The following is a 15,620-nucleotide window of genomic DNA, read 5'->3' as shown; positions in this document are numbered from 1 at the left end:
AAGCGACGCCGTCCTTCGGACGGCTATGCCCGGCCATGACGCGGAAAGAATCTTAGCTCACCCGCCATTCCAGCATGCCGTCGCCGGCGGTGACGATGTCGCCCGTCGTACCGACCGGCGTGCGCTCCATGTTCTGCAGATGCGCCAGCGTTGCCGTGTCGCTGGCCGGGATGCGGCCGAGCGTGCGCCGGCCGTCTTCGGTGCGCAGCATGGTGACGCCGTGCTCGATCTCGCCATTGCCGCGATAGATCACGGTGAACGCCTCGACCTTGCCCTTGCCGCGCGCCTCGGTGGTGAACTCCGGCGCCTTGCGGCGATGGCGCTCGGCCTCGGCCTGCACGGAGGTCGCCTGCTTGAGCGCCGCCTTCGGCGCCTGGCGGGACAGCACGAGGCCGTGATGCTTGGTGACGAAGCCGCCCTGGCCGTAGAGCAGGCCGAGCTTGCCGCCGCTTCGCAACTTGCGCACCATCGCGCAGGCCGCGTGCGTCATGTAGGTGTTGAGCGGCGCGCCGAAGAAGGTGAGGCCGCCGGTCACGGTCGGCTGCACGTCGACGCCCAGGCCAAGAGTCCGGCGCGCCATCTTCGGCACGCAGGGGAAGCAGCTATAGAGCTCGATCGCGTCGAATGTCCTGCCGTCGCCCTCGACGAGGTCCATCACGGCCTTCAGCACCGCGGTCTGCGAATGGCTCTCGACGAACTGATCGCGAGTCAGATAGTCGCGCGGCTCTTCCGCCGAAGCGCCGCCGAGCGGATAGATCAGCCGATCCTCCGGCACGCCGGCGGCGCGCGCTTTCGCAAGGCTGGTCAGGATCAGCGCGCCGCCCATGTTCACGGTCGGGTTCGCCACCATCAGCTTGGTGTAGGGCCAGGCGATCATCCGGTTGTCCGGCGTCGGCGTCGTGATCTCCTCGCCGGTGAAGCGCTGCTTCAGCCAGGAGTTCGGATTGTCGGCCGCAACCCGCGCATAGGTCGACCACAGCTCGCCCGATTCCTTCAGCGCCTCGCGCGGCGTCTGGCCCCAATGCGCCGATGTGGCGGACTCGTAGAGCGGGTAGACTGTGATCGGCCGAAAGACGCCGAGCGTCACCGCCATCGGCTTCTGGAACGCGGCGCCGCGCTTCGGCTCTTCGACGTCATGCGCGAACGGCGTCCAGGGCAGCTCGATGTTGGCGCGCTGAGCTTTGGTCGCGGTCGATTGCGCCTCCGCACCGCAGACTGCAGCGACGCTGCATTCGCCGCGCGCGATGCGCTGTGCCGCCTCGTGCAGATAGCGGATCGGGCTCTCGCCGCCGACCGGGCCGTAATAGAGATGGGCCGGATTGATGCCGAGACGCTGCGCCAGCTGCTTCTCGGGATCGCGGTAGCGCCAGCTCAGGAAGTTGACGATGTCGAGCGATTGGACGTCGCCGAGCAGCCTTGCGCCGCTGTCGGCCTCCGCGCGTTTCAGCGCCTCTTCCAGTAGCGTGAGCGGCTCGAGACCGGCGGCGATGTCCTTTGGACGATCGACGATCTCGCCGACGCCGACGATGACGGGAATGCGGTCTTCGGGAAGGTTGTTCGACATTCTTGTTGTTCGCTCTCAGATATAGGCTTGATGTCAATTCTGGACGTCATTGCGAGCGAAGCGAAGCAATCCACATCTCCGCATCGGAGCAGAATGGATTGCTTCGTCGCTTCAGCGCAAAATTGCTTCGCAATTTTGTCGCGAGCTCCTCGCAATGACGGGGGGAGACTTACTCCGCCACCAGCGCGTTCATGTGCTCGACGGCCTCGACGAAATCCTCCCTGAACTCCTGCACCACGGCGCCTGCGGATTTCACGCTGTCGATCAGGCCGACGCCCTGGCCGACGAAGTAGCTGACGAGGTCGCGCGCCTTTTCGTTGCCGGCGGCGGCCGAGCGGTCGATGGCGTTGAAGGCGTCGCGGCTGATGATGCTCTGCAGCGGCATCGGCAGCGCGCCGGGGCTATCAGGCGCGCGATCCCACGCATCGGTCCACACCGAGCGGAGCTGGCGCGCCGGCTTGCCGGTGCGGCCCTTCGAGCGCACCGCGTCGCGCGAGGACGCCGCGATCATCTTCTCGCGGAAGATCTCCGATGTCTCCGATTCAACGGTCGCGAGCCACACCGAACCGGTCCAGGCGCCGGCCGCGCCCATCGCCATGCAAGCGGCCATCTGGCTTCCCGTCATGATGCCGCCGGCGGCGAGCACCGGCACGTCGCGGACCTTCTTGATCGCCTTGATCACCTCCGGCACCAGCACCATGGTCGAGACTTCGCCGCAATGGCCGCCGGCCTCGGTGCCCTGCGCGACCAGGATATCGACGCCGGCCGCGACCTGGCGCAGCGCATGTTCCTTGGAGCCGACCAGCGCTGCGACCGGAACGCTGTGCTTGCGACCCATCTCGATCATCGCCTTCGGCGGCACGCCGAGCGCATTCGCGATCAGCTTGATCGGATGACCGAAGGAGACCTCAAGCAGCTGCAGCGCGGTCTCGGCATCGAACGGCTGCGGCTGGTTGTCGGCGACGTTCCGGGTCGTCAGCTCGATGTCGTACTTCTTCAGCAGATTGCGGGTGAAGTCGCGGTGCTCCTGCGAGACACGCGCCTCCAGGCTCTTCCAGGTGACGTTCTTCTCGCCTGATGTCGAGATGTTCTCGGGGATCAGCACGTCGATGCCATAGGGCTTGCCGTCGACATGCGCGTCGATCCACTTCAGCTCCTGCTCCAGCGTCTCCGGCGTATGCGCGGTCGCGCCGAGCACGCCAAAGCCGCCGGCGCGGCTGACCGCCGCCACCACGTCGCGGCAATGGCTGAAGGCGAGCAGGGGGAATTCGATTCTCAGCATGTCGCAGATCGGTGATTTCATGGATGCGTTCTCTCCCCGGCGGCAGCTTCGACGGCTGCTTGTCCTGCTTCGATGGCATCAGCCTCGGCGACGCTAGCCCTGATGGTCGGCGAAGCCAAGCGGCTTTCGTCGGCGGCGATCTTGCGTGCAGGCGCTACGGGTACGGCGCTGCGCTCAACGCATTCCGTAAGGCAAAATATGCGGATCGAAGGGGCGCGCATTGTCCTCTTGCGCTTTGGCGATCGAGAGAGAATTCTGTTCGGCAAAGCGAGAAGAATTCATCGGGGAGTTTGCTGGAATGTCCGCTCAATCGTCAGCCGCCAAGACAAGCGCAGCACATTACGACGTCGTCGTGGTCGGTGCCGGATTTGCCGGCATGTACATGCTACACCGTCTGCGTGGCCTCGGCTTTTCCGCGCGCGTCTACGAGCAGGGCAGCGGCGTCGGCGGCACCTGGTACTGGAACCGCTACCCCGGTGCGCGTTGCGATGTCGAGAGCATGCAGTACTCCTATTCCTTCTCCGAGGAACTGCAGCAGGAATGGAATTGGAGCGAGCGCTACGCGCCGCAGCCGGAGATCCTGCAATACGCCAACCACGTCGCCGATCGCTTCGACCTCAGGCGCGACATCCAGTTCGACACCCGCGTCGAGCGCGCCGAGTTCGACGAGCGCGACAATCTCTGGCAGGTCGCGACATCGGACGGCAAGGCGGTGACGGCTCGGTTCGTCGTGCTCGCGACGGGCTGCCTGTCCAATGCGCGCAAGCCCGACATCAAGGGGCTCGATCGCTTCAAGGGCAAGGTCTATCACACCGGCCACTGGCCGCATGAGCCGGTGGATTTCACTGGACTGCGCGTCGGCGTGATCGGCACCGGCTCGTCCGGCATCCAGTCGATCCCTGTCATCGCCGAGCAGGCCAGGCACGTCACGGTGTTCCAGCGCACGGCGCAGTTCTCGATCCCCGCGCGCAACGCCAAACTGACGGAGGAGGAACGCGCCTGGTTCCGCGCCAACTATCCGGAGATCAGGACGTTCGCCCGCGAGCAGGCGAAGAACGGCATCTACACCGAACTGCCCGATCGCGGCGCACTCGACGACGGCGACAATGAACGCCGTGCCAAATACGAGGCGCGCTGGCAGCGCGGCGGCCTCACCTTCATGACGGTCTACAACAACCTCGCGCTCGACAAGGCGGCGAACGACACCGCGGCCGACTTCGTGCGCGGCAAGATCGCCGAGATCGTCAAGGACGCCGCGACCGCGCAACTGCTCACGCCGTCGAGCTATCCGATCGGCACCAAGCGGATCTGCATCGACACCGACTATTTCGCGACCTTCAATCGGGCGAACGTGACGCTGGTCGATATCAAGACCAATCCGATCGAGGAGATCACCGAGACCGCGGTGCGCTCGGGCGGCGAGGATTACGAGCTCGACGCGCTGGTGCTGGCGACCGGCTTCGATGCGATGACCGGCTCGGTGGCCAGGATCGATATTCGCGGCCGCGATGGCCAGACGCTGAACCAGAATTGGGCGGAGGGGCCGCGCACCTATCTCGGCCTGATGAGCGCGGGCTTCCCGAACCTGTTCGTCATCACCGGCCCCGGCAGCCCGTCGGTGCTGTCGAACATGATCGTGTCGATCGAGCAGCATGTCGACTGGATCAGCGATTGCCTGAGCTACATGCGCGACAATCGCCTTGCGATGCTCGAGGCAGAGAAGGACGCCGAGGACAAATGGGTCGCCCATGTCAACGAGGTCGCCTTCGCGACGCTCTATCCGCAGGCGGATTCCTGGTACATGGGCGCCAACATTCCAGGCAAGCCGCGCATCTTCATGCCCTATATCGGCGGCGTCGGTCCGTACCGGCAGATCTGCAACGAGGTCGCGGCGAAAGGCTACGAGGGCTTCGCGATGACGGGGGTGGAGCAGAGGCAGCGAGCAGCGGCATCATAGTTTCCGTCATTGCGAGGAGCGAAGCGACGAAGCAATCCATGCGTCAGCAAGCGGAGAGATGGATTGCTTCGCTTCGCTCGCAATGACCGGTGGGGCAACGCGAGACCCAGATTCGTCATGCCCGGCATGACGACGGGAAAGGGCGGTCGCTCGCCCAGTACCCTTGCCAATCACGGTTTCGAGGCTAGCTAGAACGGACGCGCCCTTTGCGCCGGAGCCAATTGCATGACCGATACCCCTGCCTACGAGCCGCCGAAAGTCTGGACCTGGAACAAGGAGAGCGGCGGGCGCTTTGCCAGCATCAATCGGCCGATTGCCGGTCCCACGCATGAGAAGGAATTGCCGGTCGGACGTCATCCGCTGCAACTTTATTCCCTGGCGACGCCGAACGGTGTGAAGGTCACCGTGATGCTGGAGGAACTGCTGGCGGCCGGCCACAAGGGCGCCGAGTATGATGCCTGGCTGATCAAGATCGACGGCAACCAGTTCGGCAGCGGCTTTGTCGCGGTCAATCCGAACTCGAAGATCCCGGCGCTGATGGACCGCAGCGGGCCGGAGCCGATCAGGGTGTTTGAGTCGGGCTCGATCCTGGTTTATCTCGCCGAGAAGTTCGGCGCGTTCCTGCCGACCGACATCAAGACGCGGGCGGAGACCTTTTCCTGGCTGTTCTGGCAGATGGGCGCCGCGCCCTATCTCGGCGGCGGCTTCGGTCACTTCTATGCCTACGCGCCGACCAAGATCGAATACGCCATCGACCGCTTCGCGATGGAGGTGAAGCGCCAGCTCGACGTGCTCGACCGCCGGCTCGCCGACAACGAATATCTCGCCGGCAATGTCTACACGATCGCCGATATGGCGGTGTGGCCCTGGTACGGCGGACTGGCCAAGGGACTGCTCTATGGTGCCGGCGAATTCCTCTCGGTGCATGAGTACAAGAACGTGCAACGCTGGGCCGATGCGATCGCGGCGCGGACTGCGGTGAAGCGCGGCCGCATGGTCAACCGCACCTGGGGCGATCCCGCAAGCCAGCTCCACGAGCGCCACGACGCCAGCGATTTCGAGACGAAGACGCAGGACAAGATCGGTGAGCAAGCGGCCTCGTAGCCGCGGTATGTCCCTAACCCTCATCCTGAGGAGCCCGCCAAGCGGGCGTCTCGAAGGATGTAGGCCACGGACAGGGCCTCATGGTTCGCCTGGCGATGCGCAGCATCGTCAAGAGACGCGCGTTCCGCGCTCCTCACCATGAGGGTTTGTGACGTCGCAAGACTGTTACTCCGCGTCACCCCAGCAGGTCATTGTACTCCCGATGCTTCTTCATGAAGCCCTGGATGAATTCGCATTTGACGACCAGCTTGCGGCCATCCGCGCGCACCGCGTCGAGCGTGGCGCGGGCAAGCTTCGAGCCGATGCCGCGGCCGCCGAGTTCCGGCGGCACCTCGGTGTGAACCAGCGTGATGGTGTCAGGCGTCTTGCGGTAGACGACAAAGGCAATAGCGCCGTCGACCTCCAGCTCGAACCGGCTCTGCGCCTCGTTGTCGCGGAATGCTTCGCTCATTGTCCCGTCCTTCACTTTTGCTTCCGCGCGCCCTCGGCCGCCGGAAAAACCACGCGGTCGTCGGTGCGGCAGTAGCGGTCGGCGAACATGCGCCCCATCGGATGATAGCGCTCCATGTGCACGCGCATCGCGTCACGATCCCACAATTCGTCGCGGATGTAGAAGTTGATGCCTTCGCCCATGATGAGCTGACGGTCGCCGTTGACGTCGATCAGCTTCCAGGTCCTGCACTCCATCGCCCACGGCGTGTCGGCGAGGCGCGGTACCGCGACCTTGCTCGAGGGCGCAAGCTTGAGCCCGAGATAGGCGGGCTCGCCGATCTCGGGCGGAAAGTCGCCGCTCGTCTCGTGCATCGCGCGCGCCAGCGGCTCATCGGCGAGGTTGACCACGAACTCGGACGTAGCCTGGATGTTGGAGAGCGTGTCCTTTTCGCGGCCGTCAGGCCGGCGGTTGACTGCGAACATGCAGAGCGGCGGATCCTCGCAGAACACGTTGAAGAAGGAGAACGGCGCCGCATTGACGACGCCGTCCGCGCCCATGCTCGTCACCCAGGCGATCGGCCGCGGCAGCACGAACGAGGTCAGCACCTTGTAGCGTTCGCGCTGGGTGAGATCGTCAGGGGCGTATTCCATGCGATGGTCCGAAAAAAGCGTGGGGCGGGTTAGCGCAGCGTAACCCGCCGCCGACGGACATGAAAGTCAAAGGCGGGTTACGCTCACGCGAACCCGCCCGACAAGCTATTGGCTCTCTCTTGCTTACCTCGCCCCGTTTGCGGGGGAGAGGCATAGGCCGCCTCCGGCGGCCGTTGTTGAAAAGGACGCCGAAGCGAAGCTTCGGCTATGTCGCATCGTAAGATGCGATCCGGGTGAGGGGGCACAGGTCTGTCCGCGCACACTGCTCGCGGAGAGAGCCCCTCACCCAACACTCTCCCGCGAAGAGCGGGGAGAGGGAGGAGAAGGACTACGGCATGCTCAGCTCGTGGCGGCCGACCACCATCCAGTGCACCTCGTCCGGACCGTCGGCAAAGCGGAGATGGCGGACGTCCTGGTACATTTCGGCGAGCGGGGTCCAGTGCGAGATGCCGGTGGCGCCGTGCATCTGGATCGCCTGGTCGATCACCTTGCAGGCGCGCTCGGGGACCATGGCCTTGACCATCGAGACCCACACCCGCGCCTCCTTGTTGCCGAGCACGTCCATCGCCTTGGCCGCCTTCAGCACCATCAGCCGCATCGCCTCGATCTCGCAGCGCGCCTGCGCGATGATCTGGGTGTTGCCGCCGAGATGGGCGATCTTCTTGCCGAACGCTTCGCGGGTCAGGCCCCGCTGCACCATCATGTCGAGCGCCTTCTCGGCCTTTCCGATGGTGCGCATGCAGTGATGGATGCGGCCCGGGCCGAGGCGGACCTGGGAGATCTCGAAGCCGCGGCCTTCGCCGAGCAGCATGTTGGCCTTCGGCACCTTCACATTGTTGAAGCGCAGATGCATGTGGCCGCGCGGCGCGTGATCATGGCCGAACACCTGCATCGGCCCCAGGATCTCGACGCCGGGCGTGTCCATCGGCACCAGGATCTGCGACTGCTGCTTGCTCGGCGGGGCGTCGGGATTGGTCTTCACCATCACGATCATGATCTTGCAGCGCGGATCGCCGGCGCCGGAGATGTAATACTTCTCGCCGTTGATCACCCACTCGTCGCCGACGAGCTTCGCGGTGGTCGAGATGTTCTTGGCGTCGGAGGAGGCGACGTTCGGCTCGGTCATTGCATAGGCCGAACGGATCTCGCCGTTGAGCAGCGGCTTCAGCCACTTCTCCTTCTGCTCCTTGGTGCCGACGCGCTCCAGCACCTCCATGTTGCCGGTGTCGGGCGCGGAGCAGTTCATGGTCTCGGAGGCCAGCGGGCTCTTGCCGAGCTCGGCGGCGATATAGGCGTAGTCGAGGTTCTTGAGGCCTTCGCCGGTCTCGGCGTCGGGCAGGAAGAAGTTCCAGAGGCCGACCTCCTTCGCCTTGTCCTTCGCGTTCTGCAGCACCGCGAGCTGTTCGGGCGTGAAGCTCCAGCGATCGGTCTTCTTCTCGCCGAGCCGGTTGAACTCGACCGACATCGGCTCGACCACGTCGCGGATGAACTGCTTCACATGGTCGTAGAGCGGGCGGACCTGGTCCGACATGCGCAGGTCGTTGAGCTCGTCGCCCGGGTTGAGCGTGTAGTTGGTCGTGCGGGGCACGTAGGCGTGTTTCATTGTCGTTTCTCCCATCGATGTAGGCGCTTCGCGGCGGACAATAGACGCGGCCGACGCGAAGCGCGAGCACCGATTTCGAAGACGATCTGTGCCGCATCGCGGAATTTGGCGACGGCGTTTAAAACGTTGTTTGAACGCGGTCTCTCCACACCCTCGTCATGGCCGGCCTTGTGCCGGGCATCCACGTCTTGGTCTCGCGCAACGAAGACGTGGATGGCCCGGCCATGACGAGGTGAAAACGGCAACACCAAGAAGTCCGGAGTTGCTATGCGACGCGGCCGGACGGCGGTTATCCCAGCCGATGCATCGCGCAGAGCTTGTTGCCGTCGAGATCCCTGAGATAAGCCAGATAAAGCTTGCCCACGGCGGCCTCGCGCACGCCCGGCGGATCCTCGCAGGACTTGCCGCCATTGGCGACGCCGGCCGCGTGCCAGGCCTCGACCTGTTCAGGCGAATTGCAGGCAAAGCCGATCGTGCCGCCATTGGCGTGCGTTGCTGGTTCGCCGTTGATCGGCTTGGAGACCGAGAAAACGCCGGTCTTGGTGATGTAGAAAATGCGGTGACCGTCGACCCTGGCTGGCCGGACATCGAGGGTGGCCAGCAGCGCATCATAGAACGCCTTGGCCTTGTCCAGATCGTTGGTGCCGACCATCACGTGTGAAAACATCTCAAGAATCCTCCTGTTGCTTGCGACAGCCGCAACGATGCGCGATGTCGGAAGTGACCGTCCGGTGCGTGCTGCAGCTCAAACGCTAGCAGCAGTTTTCTCGCAACGGAAGCGGACTCCGCGTCGCGCCTTGCTTGACGCGATGCCGTCTCCAACCGTCGTTCCGGGGCGGCGCGTCAGCGTCGAACCCGGGGTTGATGGAGGGCGGCCCTTGGCACTGAGTTGCCCGACGGCGCAAGGCCTCACGCCAAAAATATTTCTGTTTTTCAGAATATAAATTCAGTGTATGAATCCGCCCATCTCACCCGCCTGAGGGGCGCTTCGCGATCGTCACGAGTGTTGGGTTGGGATGCGGTGGACGCCTCACGTGCAACTGACGAGTGCGCATGCGGCGGACGGCGAAATCGTGCAGGCCTGACGCCCTAGTGGCAGGTGTCTCATCGGTAAGAGCAAGAGCTCTCACTGATGACGGTGACAACAAAGCCCAGTCTCGCCGGGGAGAGCACGTATAAGCCGTAAAACCATCGCGCAGGGAAAGCCGGAGTGTTTTCCGGTTTCACCTGTGGTCCCACCCCTGTGCTTTTTTTGTTGCACAGGGCCCATGGGTGCGATCGGCACCCGGCTTTCCCTGCGCCCTCTGCTGAATGCGGAGGAGCAAGTCAACGCAAGACTCGGACGCATCGGCGCCGCGAGAATGCGGAAGTATGACCACGCTTGTACCGCACACTCGATGTCGTCCCGGGCAAGCGCAGCGCGACCCGGGACCCATAACCACCAGCACGAATTGTCTTGCGACGCTGCGGCCGCAGTCTCTCACACAACAGGCTACTGTGGTAATGGGTCCCTGCTTTCGCAGGGACGACATCGGTGGATGCGGCGACGCCGGCCTAGAACGCCGTGTATCCGCCGTCGATCACGAAGCAGTCGGCCGTATGATAGGACGAGGCCTTGCTCATGATGTAGACGGCGATGCCGCCGAAGTCGCTCGGCTCGCCGAAGCGGCGCACCGGGATGCGAGGCATCACGTTGGCGACGAACTTGTCGTTGGCCATGATGCCTGCGGTCATGTCGCTCTTGATCCAGCCGGGCAGGATGGCATTCGCGGTGACGCCGTAGCGCGCGAGCTCGACGCCGAGCGCGCGGCACAGCGCGTTCAGCGCCGCCTTGGTGCCGGCATAGTGCTCGTTGCGCGCGGTGCCGAACAGCGAGGCGAGGCTCGAGGTCGCGACCAGGCGGCCGAACTTGTCGCCGGCCTCGGCACGCGCGGTCATGTGGCGCGCGGCGGCCTGGAAGACATGGAAGACGCCGTCGAGATTGGTCGCGAACATCCTGCGCCATTCTTCCTCGGTGCGATCGATGAAGGCACGCCGTCCGCCGCCGCCGATGCCGGCGTTGGCGAAGCAACCGTCGACGCGGCCGAACCTGTCGAGCGTTGCCTTCATCGCCGCCTTGACGGAGGCGGGATCGCTGACGTCGCAGATTTGCGTTGCGACCTTGCCGGGACCGGCCGCCATCGACGCGGCCGCGCTCGCGTTCTTGTCCGCGTTGCGGCCCCAGATCGAGACGTTGCAGCCGGCGGCGTTCAGGACCTGCGCGATGCCGAGGCCGATGCCGCCATTGCCGCCGGTGATGACCGCGACGCGGCCGGTGAGGTCGAAGATGCCACTCATTGGGGTTTCCATTTGGTTGGGTGCGCGCTAATCACGCGTTCGAGGATGGGCTTGCGGCCACCATGGACAAGCCCGGCGCAAAAATCAAATATGGGTCGAGACATTACGTTCGACCTACCGCACTACCAATGCGGGACAACAGATAGAGGAAACAATGCAGTTCAAGCACGTCACGCTCGACTTCGACGGATCGGTCGCGATCCTCAAGCTCGACCATCAGGAGGTCATGAACGCGGTGTCGATCGACATGCTGGGCGGCCTTGGCGAGGCGCTCGATGCGATCGACGACACGCGCAATGAGGTGCGCTGCCTCGTCATCACGGGCGCGGGCCGCGCGTTCTGCACCGGCGCCAATCTGCAGGGCCGCAACACGCAGCAGAAGCCCGGCCGCAGCAATGCCGGCGCGGCGCTGGAGACCGCGTTCCATCCGTTCCTGCGCCGATTGCGCAAGCTGCACTGTCCGATCGTCACGGCGGTGAACGGCCCGGCGGCCGGCGCCGGGATGAGCTTCGCGCTGATGGGCGATCTCATTCTGTGCGCGCGCTCGTCCTACTTCCTGCAGGCGTTCCGCCGCATCGGCCTAGTGCCGGATTGCGGCTCGACCTGGCTGCTGCCGCGGCTGATCGGCAAGGCGCGCTCGGTCGAGCTGTCGCTGCTCGGCGAGCGGCTGCCGGCCGAGAAGGCGCTGGAATGGGGCCTCGTCAACCGCGTCTATGACGACGGCGCGCTGATGGAGGAAGCGATGAAGCTGGCCCATGAGCTCGCCAACGGTCCGACGATTGCGCTGTCGCTGATCAGGAAGCTCTATTGGGATAGCCCGGAGAATTCGTTCGAGGAGCAGCTCAACCTCGAATTCGAGTCGCAGCGGATCGCCGGCAGCGCCGAGGATTTCAAGGAAGGCGTCACCGCATTCCTCGAGAAGCGGCCAGCGAAGTTCAAGGGCAAATGATCGAGGCCGAGCTCGGGCGCTGCGTCGCGTCGTTCTTTTCAGGCGCAACCGGCGTCACTGGCGCCGCAAAGCTCTCCGGCGGCGCCAGCCAGGAGACCTGGAGCTTCGACATCGTCCATCCCAGCGGCAATGTCGGCGCGATCCTGCGCCGCGCACCGCCGGGCTACGGCGCCTCGCCCTCGCGGGCGGCGGGGCTCGATGCCGAGGCCACGCTGATGCAGCTCGCGCATGACGCGGGCCTGCCGTCGCCGAAGGTGATGCACATCCTGACGCCGGAGGACGGCCTCGGCCGCGGCTTTATCATGGCGCGCGTCGAGGGCGAGACCATCGCGCGCAAGATTTTGCGCGACGAGGAATTTGCGAGCGCCCGGCCGATCCTGGCGCGCCAGCTCGGCCGGGTCATCGCCGGCATTCATGGCCTGCCGCAAGCCAGGCTGCCGAAGCTGCGCAGCATGACCGCGACCAGGGAGATCGAGGATCTCGAACGCGAATATCGCAGCTTCAATTGGCCGCGGCCGGTGTTCGAGCTGGCGCTGCGCTGGCTGCGCGATCACGATCCCGGCCCGTCGTCCGAGGTGACGCTGGTGCACGGTGATTTCCGGCACGGCAATCTGATCATCGGCCCCGACGGGGTGCGCGCGGTGCTCGACTGGGAGCTCGCGCATTTCGGCGATCCGATGGAGGACTTGGGATGGATCTGCGTCAACTCCTGGCGGTTCGGCGAGATCGACAAGCCGGTCGGCGGCTTCGGTTCGCGCGAGGACCTGTTCGCGGGCTACGAGGAGGCCGGCCGCAAGGCGGACCCGGAGCGGGTGATGTTCTGGGAGGTGATGGGCACGCTGCGTTGGGGCGTGATGTGCTGCGGCATGATGCAGCGCTTCCGCAGCGGCCCCGATCATTCGATGGAGCGCGCGATGATCGGGCGGCGTGCGTCCGAAACCGAGATCGATCTGTTGCGGCTACTTGCTCCGCGAGGCAATTAACATGCAGGACGAACCGACACCCACTGAATTGATCAAGGCCGTCGCCGACTTTCTGCGAAGCGAGATCACTCCGGCGATCAAGGGCCATAACGCCTTCAAGCTCCGCGTCGGCATCAACGCGCTCGACCTGGTGACGCGGCAGCTCGCGCTGGCTGAGGCAAGCGACACCGCCGAAGCCGCGCGGCTGAAGCAGTTGCTCGGCGTCGATGGTTCGCTGACGGAGCTCAACCGAGCGCTATCGGACAAGATCGCGCGCGGCGAGGTCGATCTGAAGACGCCGGGACTGTCAGAGCATCTCTGGCAGACCACGATGGACAAGCTCGCGGTCGATCAGCCGAACTACGCGTCGTACAAGAGGGAGCTCGGGAACAAGTAGGATGGGTAGAGCGAAGCGAAACCCATCACGACTGCGGCAACGGCCGATGGGTTTCGTTGCGCTCTACCCATCCTACAGGATGGTGCGGCAATGACGGCTGGCTTACCGCCCCAGCCACTTCGGCGGGCGCTTCTCCGAAAACGCCTTCGGACCCTCGATGTAATCCTGCGAGGCCACCATCGCCTTCACCGCCGGATAGTCGCGCTGCTCGGTCATCGCCTGCTCCAGCGACACTTCGAGGCCGCGCTGGATGGTCTGCTTGGAGGCGCGGATCGACATCGGCGAGTTCTTGGCAATCGTCTCGGCCCAGCGCTCGGCGGCGGCCAGCGCCTCGCCCTGCGGCACCACCTCGTTGACGAAGCCGAGCTCAAGGCCCTCCTTGGCGCTGACATGGCGCGCGGTGAGGATCATCCCCATCGCGCGCTTCAGCCCGATCTGCCGCGGCAGCCGGTGCAGGCCGCCGGCCAGCGCCGCAAGCCCGACGCGCGGCTCGGGCAGGGCGAAGGTCGCATTCTCAGAGGCGATGATCAGATCGCAGGCGAGCGCAATCTCGAAACCGCCGCCCATCGCGACGCCGTTGACGGCGGCGATGATCGGCTTGTCGCAGTCGAAGCGGGTGGTCAGCCCGGCGAAGCCGCCCTTGTCCCAGCCGCGCTTGCCGCCCGCGGCCTGCCATTTCAAATCGTTGCCGGCGCAGAACGCCTTGTCGCCGGCGCCGGTGACGATCGCGACCCATTGGTCGGGATCGGCGGAGAAGTCGTCGAACACCTTGTTGAGCTCAAAATGCGCGTCGATATGCAGCGCGTTGTAAACCTCGGGGCGCGACAGCGTTACGATGGTGATGGGGCCCTTGCGCGTCACCTTGGAGAATTTGAGGTCCATGTTTGCTCCCGTCGATTTTCTGCGGCGAAGAATATGATTGGCATCCTAGCGCGTGCGCGCCGTTCCGTGCCATCCAATTACGCAAGGCGACCGCGCATGCAAGCGTCATCCGCCTGCTTGACTTGGACGTGGGCTTCTCACCTTAATCGATCCGAACGCGCAGGCGCGATAGCGTCTAAACACAAACTCAAAATCAACGATATTTCCGGGAGAGACTGCCTTGGATTTCAATCTGCCGGCTGACCTGACAGCCTATCTCGGCGAGCTCGATCGCTTCATCGAACGTGAGATCAAGCCGCTCGAGGAAGCCGACGACAACATCCGCTTCTTCGATCATCGCCGCGAATGGGCGCGCACCGATTTCGACAATGGCGGCCTGCCGCGCCACGAATGGGAGGCGTTGCTGCGCAAGGCCAAGGATCGAGCCGATGCCGCCGGTCACCTGCGTTTTGCGATCTCGAAGCGCTATGGCGGCAAGGACGGCTCCAACCTCTGGATGGCCGTGATCCGCGAGCATTTCGCCTCGAAGGGGCTCGGCCTGCACAACGACCTGCAGAACGAGCATTCGATCGTCGGAAATTTCCCTGTCGTGACGATGCTCGACCGTTACGGAACCGACGAGCAGAAGGCGATGATCGATGGTTCGATCACCGGCAAGTACCGCATCACCTTCGGGCTCACCGAGCCCGAGCATGGTTCCGACGCCACGCATATGGAAACCAGAGCGGTGCCGGCAACCCGCGACAATGTGAAGGGCTGGATCATCAACGGCGAGAAGATGTGGACCACCGGCATGCATGTCGCCACGCACTGCGCGCTGTTTGCCCGCACGTCCGGCAATGATGGCGATGCCCGCGGCATCACCTGCTTCCTGGTGCCGGCGAAATCGCCGGGCGTGAAGGTCGAGCAGTATATGTGGACCTTCAACATGCCGACCGATCATCCGCGCGTCAGCTTTACCGATGTGTTCGTGCCTGAGGATGCCCAGTTCGGCGAGGTCGGCCGCGGCCTGTCGCTGGCGCAATGCTTCGTCCACGAGAACCGCATTCGACAGGCGGCAAGCTCGCTGGGGGCTGCGGTCTACTGCATCAATGAGAGCGTCAAATACGCGCGGGAGCGCAAGCCGTTCGGCAAGGCGCTGGCCGAGAACCAGGCGATCCAGTGGCCGCTGGTCGAGCTTGCGACCCAGGCCGAGATGCTGCGGCTGTTGATCCGCAAGACCGCCTGGGAGATGGACCAGCTCACCCAGGCGCAGGTCGAGCACACTTTGTCGGACAGGGTCTCGATGTGCAACTATTGGGCAAACCGGCTGTGCTGCGATGCCGCCGATCGCGCGATGCAGGTGCATGGCGGCATGGGCTATTCGCGCCACAAGCCGTTCGAGCACATCTATCGCCACCACCGCCGCTATCGCATCACCGAGGGCAGCGAGGAGATCCAGAAGCGCAAGGTGGCGGGCTTCCTGTTCGGCTACATGGGAGCCGGCAAGCACTGAGCCAT

Annotated in this window: 14 protein-coding genes; 6 read left to right on the top strand and 8 right to left on the bottom strand. The window is 64.5% G+C overall.

Features of this window, described 5'->3' with window-relative positions; genetic code table 11:
* Positions 1-52: 52 nt before the first annotated feature.
* Positions 53-1,564, bottom strand: coding sequence for an acetyl-CoA acetyltransferase (locus MTX19_RS26055; RefSeq protein ID WP_280979943.1), 1,512 nt, complete (start codon positions 1,562-1,564; stop codon positions 53-55).
* Positions 1,565-1,733: 169 nt separating this feature from the next.
* The gene (locus tag MTX19_RS26050; protein WP_280979942.1) at positions 1,734-2,867 is read right to left on the bottom strand and encodes a nitronate monooxygenase; all 1,134 of its coding nucleotides are present in this window, start codon (positions 2,865-2,867) and stop codon (positions 1,734-1,736) included.
* 277 nt (positions 2,868-3,144) lie between these two features.
* Between MTX19_RS26050 and MTX19_RS26045 the strand changes: the two genes are divergently transcribed.
* Entirely contained in the window at positions 3,145-4,803 is a 1,659-nt protein-coding gene (locus tag MTX19_RS26045) for an NAD(P)/FAD-dependent oxidoreductase (protein WP_280979941.1), read from the top strand.
* Positions 4,804-5,028: 225 nt separating this feature from the next.
* Positions 5,029-5,907 (top strand): glutathione-dependent disulfide-bond oxidoreductase, encoded by an 879-nt coding sequence (gene yghU / locus MTX19_RS26040; protein WP_280979940.1) that lies wholly within the window; start codon positions 5,029-5,031, stop codon positions 5,905-5,907.
* Between the two features lie 175 nt (positions 5,908-6,082).
* On the opposite strand, the gene MTX19_RS26035 is transcribed toward yghU, so the two are convergent.
* The 5 genes from MTX19_RS26035 to MTX19_RS26015 all read right to left on the bottom strand — a co-directional run bounded on the left by MTX19_RS26035 (position 6,083) and on the right by MTX19_RS26015 (position 10,930).
* A complete protein-coding gene (locus MTX19_RS26035; protein WP_280979939.1) occupies positions 6,083-6,358 on the bottom strand; it encodes a GNAT family N-acetyltransferase in 276 nt (91 codons plus the stop codon).
* An 11-nt stretch (positions 6,359-6,369) separates the two neighbouring features.
* The gene (locus tag MTX19_RS26030; RefSeq protein ID WP_280979938.1) at positions 6,370-6,990 is read right to left on the bottom strand and encodes a flavin reductase family protein; all 621 of its coding nucleotides are present in this window, start codon (positions 6,988-6,990) and stop codon (positions 6,370-6,372) included.
* Positions 6,991-7,318: 328 nt separating this feature from the next.
* On the bottom strand, positions 7,319-8,593 hold the full coding sequence (locus MTX19_RS26025) for an acyl-CoA dehydrogenase family protein (protein WP_280979937.1): 1,275 nt from the start codon (positions 8,591-8,593) through the stop codon (positions 7,319-7,321).
* A 289-nt stretch (positions 8,594-8,882) separates the two neighbouring features.
* Positions 8,883-9,260 (bottom strand): VOC family protein, encoded by a 378-nt coding sequence (locus MTX19_RS26020; protein ID WP_280976828.1) that lies wholly within the window; start codon positions 9,258-9,260, stop codon positions 8,883-8,885.
* 887 nt (positions 9,261-10,147) lie between these two features.
* Positions 10,148-10,930 carry an SDR family oxidoreductase gene (locus MTX19_RS26015; RefSeq protein ID WP_280979936.1) on the bottom strand — a complete coding sequence of 261 codons (783 nt, stop codon included), beginning with the start codon at positions 10,928-10,930 and terminating at the stop codon, positions 10,148-10,150.
* A gap of 154 nt (positions 10,931-11,084) precedes the next feature.
* Here MTX19_RS26015 and MTX19_RS26010 point away from each other — a divergent pair, with 154 nt between their 5' ends.
* Genes MTX19_RS26010 through MTX19_RS26000 form a run of 3 tightly spaced genes read left to right on the top strand, consistent with a single transcriptional unit; the run spans position 11,085 to position 13,238 of the window.
* Positions 11,085-11,879, top strand: a complete 795-nt coding sequence (locus MTX19_RS26010) for an enoyl-CoA hydratase/isomerase (protein ID WP_280979935.1) — start codon at positions 11,085-11,087, stop codon at positions 11,877-11,879.
* Positions 11,876-12,862, top strand: a complete 987-nt coding sequence (locus tag MTX19_RS26005; RefSeq protein WP_280979934.1) for a phosphotransferase family protein — start codon at positions 11,876-11,878, stop codon at positions 12,860-12,862. The genes MTX19_RS26010 and MTX19_RS26005 overlap by 4 nt, the downstream gene beginning before the upstream one ends.
* A gap of 1 nt (position 12,863) precedes the next feature.
* Positions 12,864-13,238: a DUF6285 domain-containing protein gene (locus MTX19_RS26000; RefSeq protein ID WP_280979933.1), complete on the top strand. Its 375-nt coding sequence runs from the start codon at positions 12,864-12,866 to the stop codon at positions 13,236-13,238.
* Between the two features lie 102 nt (positions 13,239-13,340).
* Here MTX19_RS26000 and MTX19_RS25995 read toward each other — a convergent pair whose 3' ends face one another.
* Entirely contained in the window at positions 13,341-14,120 is a 780-nt protein-coding gene (locus MTX19_RS25995) for an enoyl-CoA hydratase-related protein (protein WP_280979932.1), read from the bottom strand.
* 220 nt (positions 14,121-14,340) lie between these two features.
* Between MTX19_RS25995 and MTX19_RS25990 the strand changes: the two genes are divergently transcribed.
* Positions 14,341-15,615, top strand: a complete 1,275-nt coding sequence (locus MTX19_RS25990) for an acyl-CoA dehydrogenase family protein (protein WP_280979931.1) — start codon at positions 14,341-14,343, stop codon at positions 15,613-15,615.
* Positions 15,616-15,620 lie beyond the last annotated feature (5 nt).

This window comes from Bradyrhizobium sp. ISRA464, from assembly GCF_029910095.1.
In the GTDB taxonomy this organism is placed as follows: domain Bacteria; phylum Pseudomonadota; class Alphaproteobacteria; order Rhizobiales; family Xanthobacteraceae; genus Bradyrhizobium.
Note: the sequence above shows the minus strand (reverse complement) of the source record. Positions and strands in the feature narration are given on the sequence as shown.

Coding starts and splice junctions, on each gene's coding strand:
- MTX19_RS26055 (WP_280979943.1), bottom strand. CDS start 1,564: ATGTCGAACAACCTTCCCGAAGACCGCATTCCCGTCATCGTCGGCGTC.
- MTX19_RS26050 (WP_280979942.1), bottom strand. CDS start 2,867: ATGAAATCACCGATCTGCGACATGCTGAGAATCGAATTCCCCCTGCTC.
- MTX19_RS26045 (WP_280979941.1), top strand. CDS start 3,145: ATGTCCGCTCAATCGTCAGCCGCCAAGACAAGCGCAGCACATTACGAC.
- yghU (WP_280979940.1), top strand. CDS start 5,029: ATGACCGATACCCCTGCCTACGAGCCGCCGAAAGTCTGGACCTGGAAC.
- MTX19_RS26035 (WP_280979939.1), bottom strand. CDS start 6,358: ATGAGCGAAGCATTCCGCGACAACGAGGCGCAGAGCCGGTTCGAGCTG.
- MTX19_RS26030 (WP_280979938.1), bottom strand. CDS start 6,990: ATGGAATACGCCCCTGACGATCTCACCCAGCGCGAACGCTACAAGGTG.
- MTX19_RS26025 (WP_280979937.1), bottom strand. CDS start 8,593: ATGAAACACGCCTACGTGCCCCGCACGACCAACTACACGCTCAACCCG.
- MTX19_RS26020 (WP_280976828.1), bottom strand. CDS start 9,260: ATGTTTTCACACGTGATGGTCGGCACCAACGATCTGGACAAGGCCAAG.
- MTX19_RS26015 (WP_280979936.1), bottom strand. CDS start 10,930: ATGAGTGGCATCTTCGACCTCACCGGCCGCGTCGCGGTCATCACCGGC.
- MTX19_RS26010 (WP_280979935.1), top strand. CDS start 11,085: ATGCAGTTCAAGCACGTCACGCTCGACTTCGACGGATCGGTCGCGATC.
- MTX19_RS26005 (WP_280979934.1), top strand. CDS start 11,876: ATGATCGAGGCCGAGCTCGGGCGCTGCGTCGCGTCGTTCTTTTCAGGC.
- MTX19_RS26000 (WP_280979933.1), top strand. CDS start 12,864: ATGCAGGACGAACCGACACCCACTGAATTGATCAAGGCCGTCGCCGAC.
- MTX19_RS25995 (WP_280979932.1), bottom strand. CDS start 14,120: ATGGACCTCAAATTCTCCAAGGTGACGCGCAAGGGCCCCATCACCATC.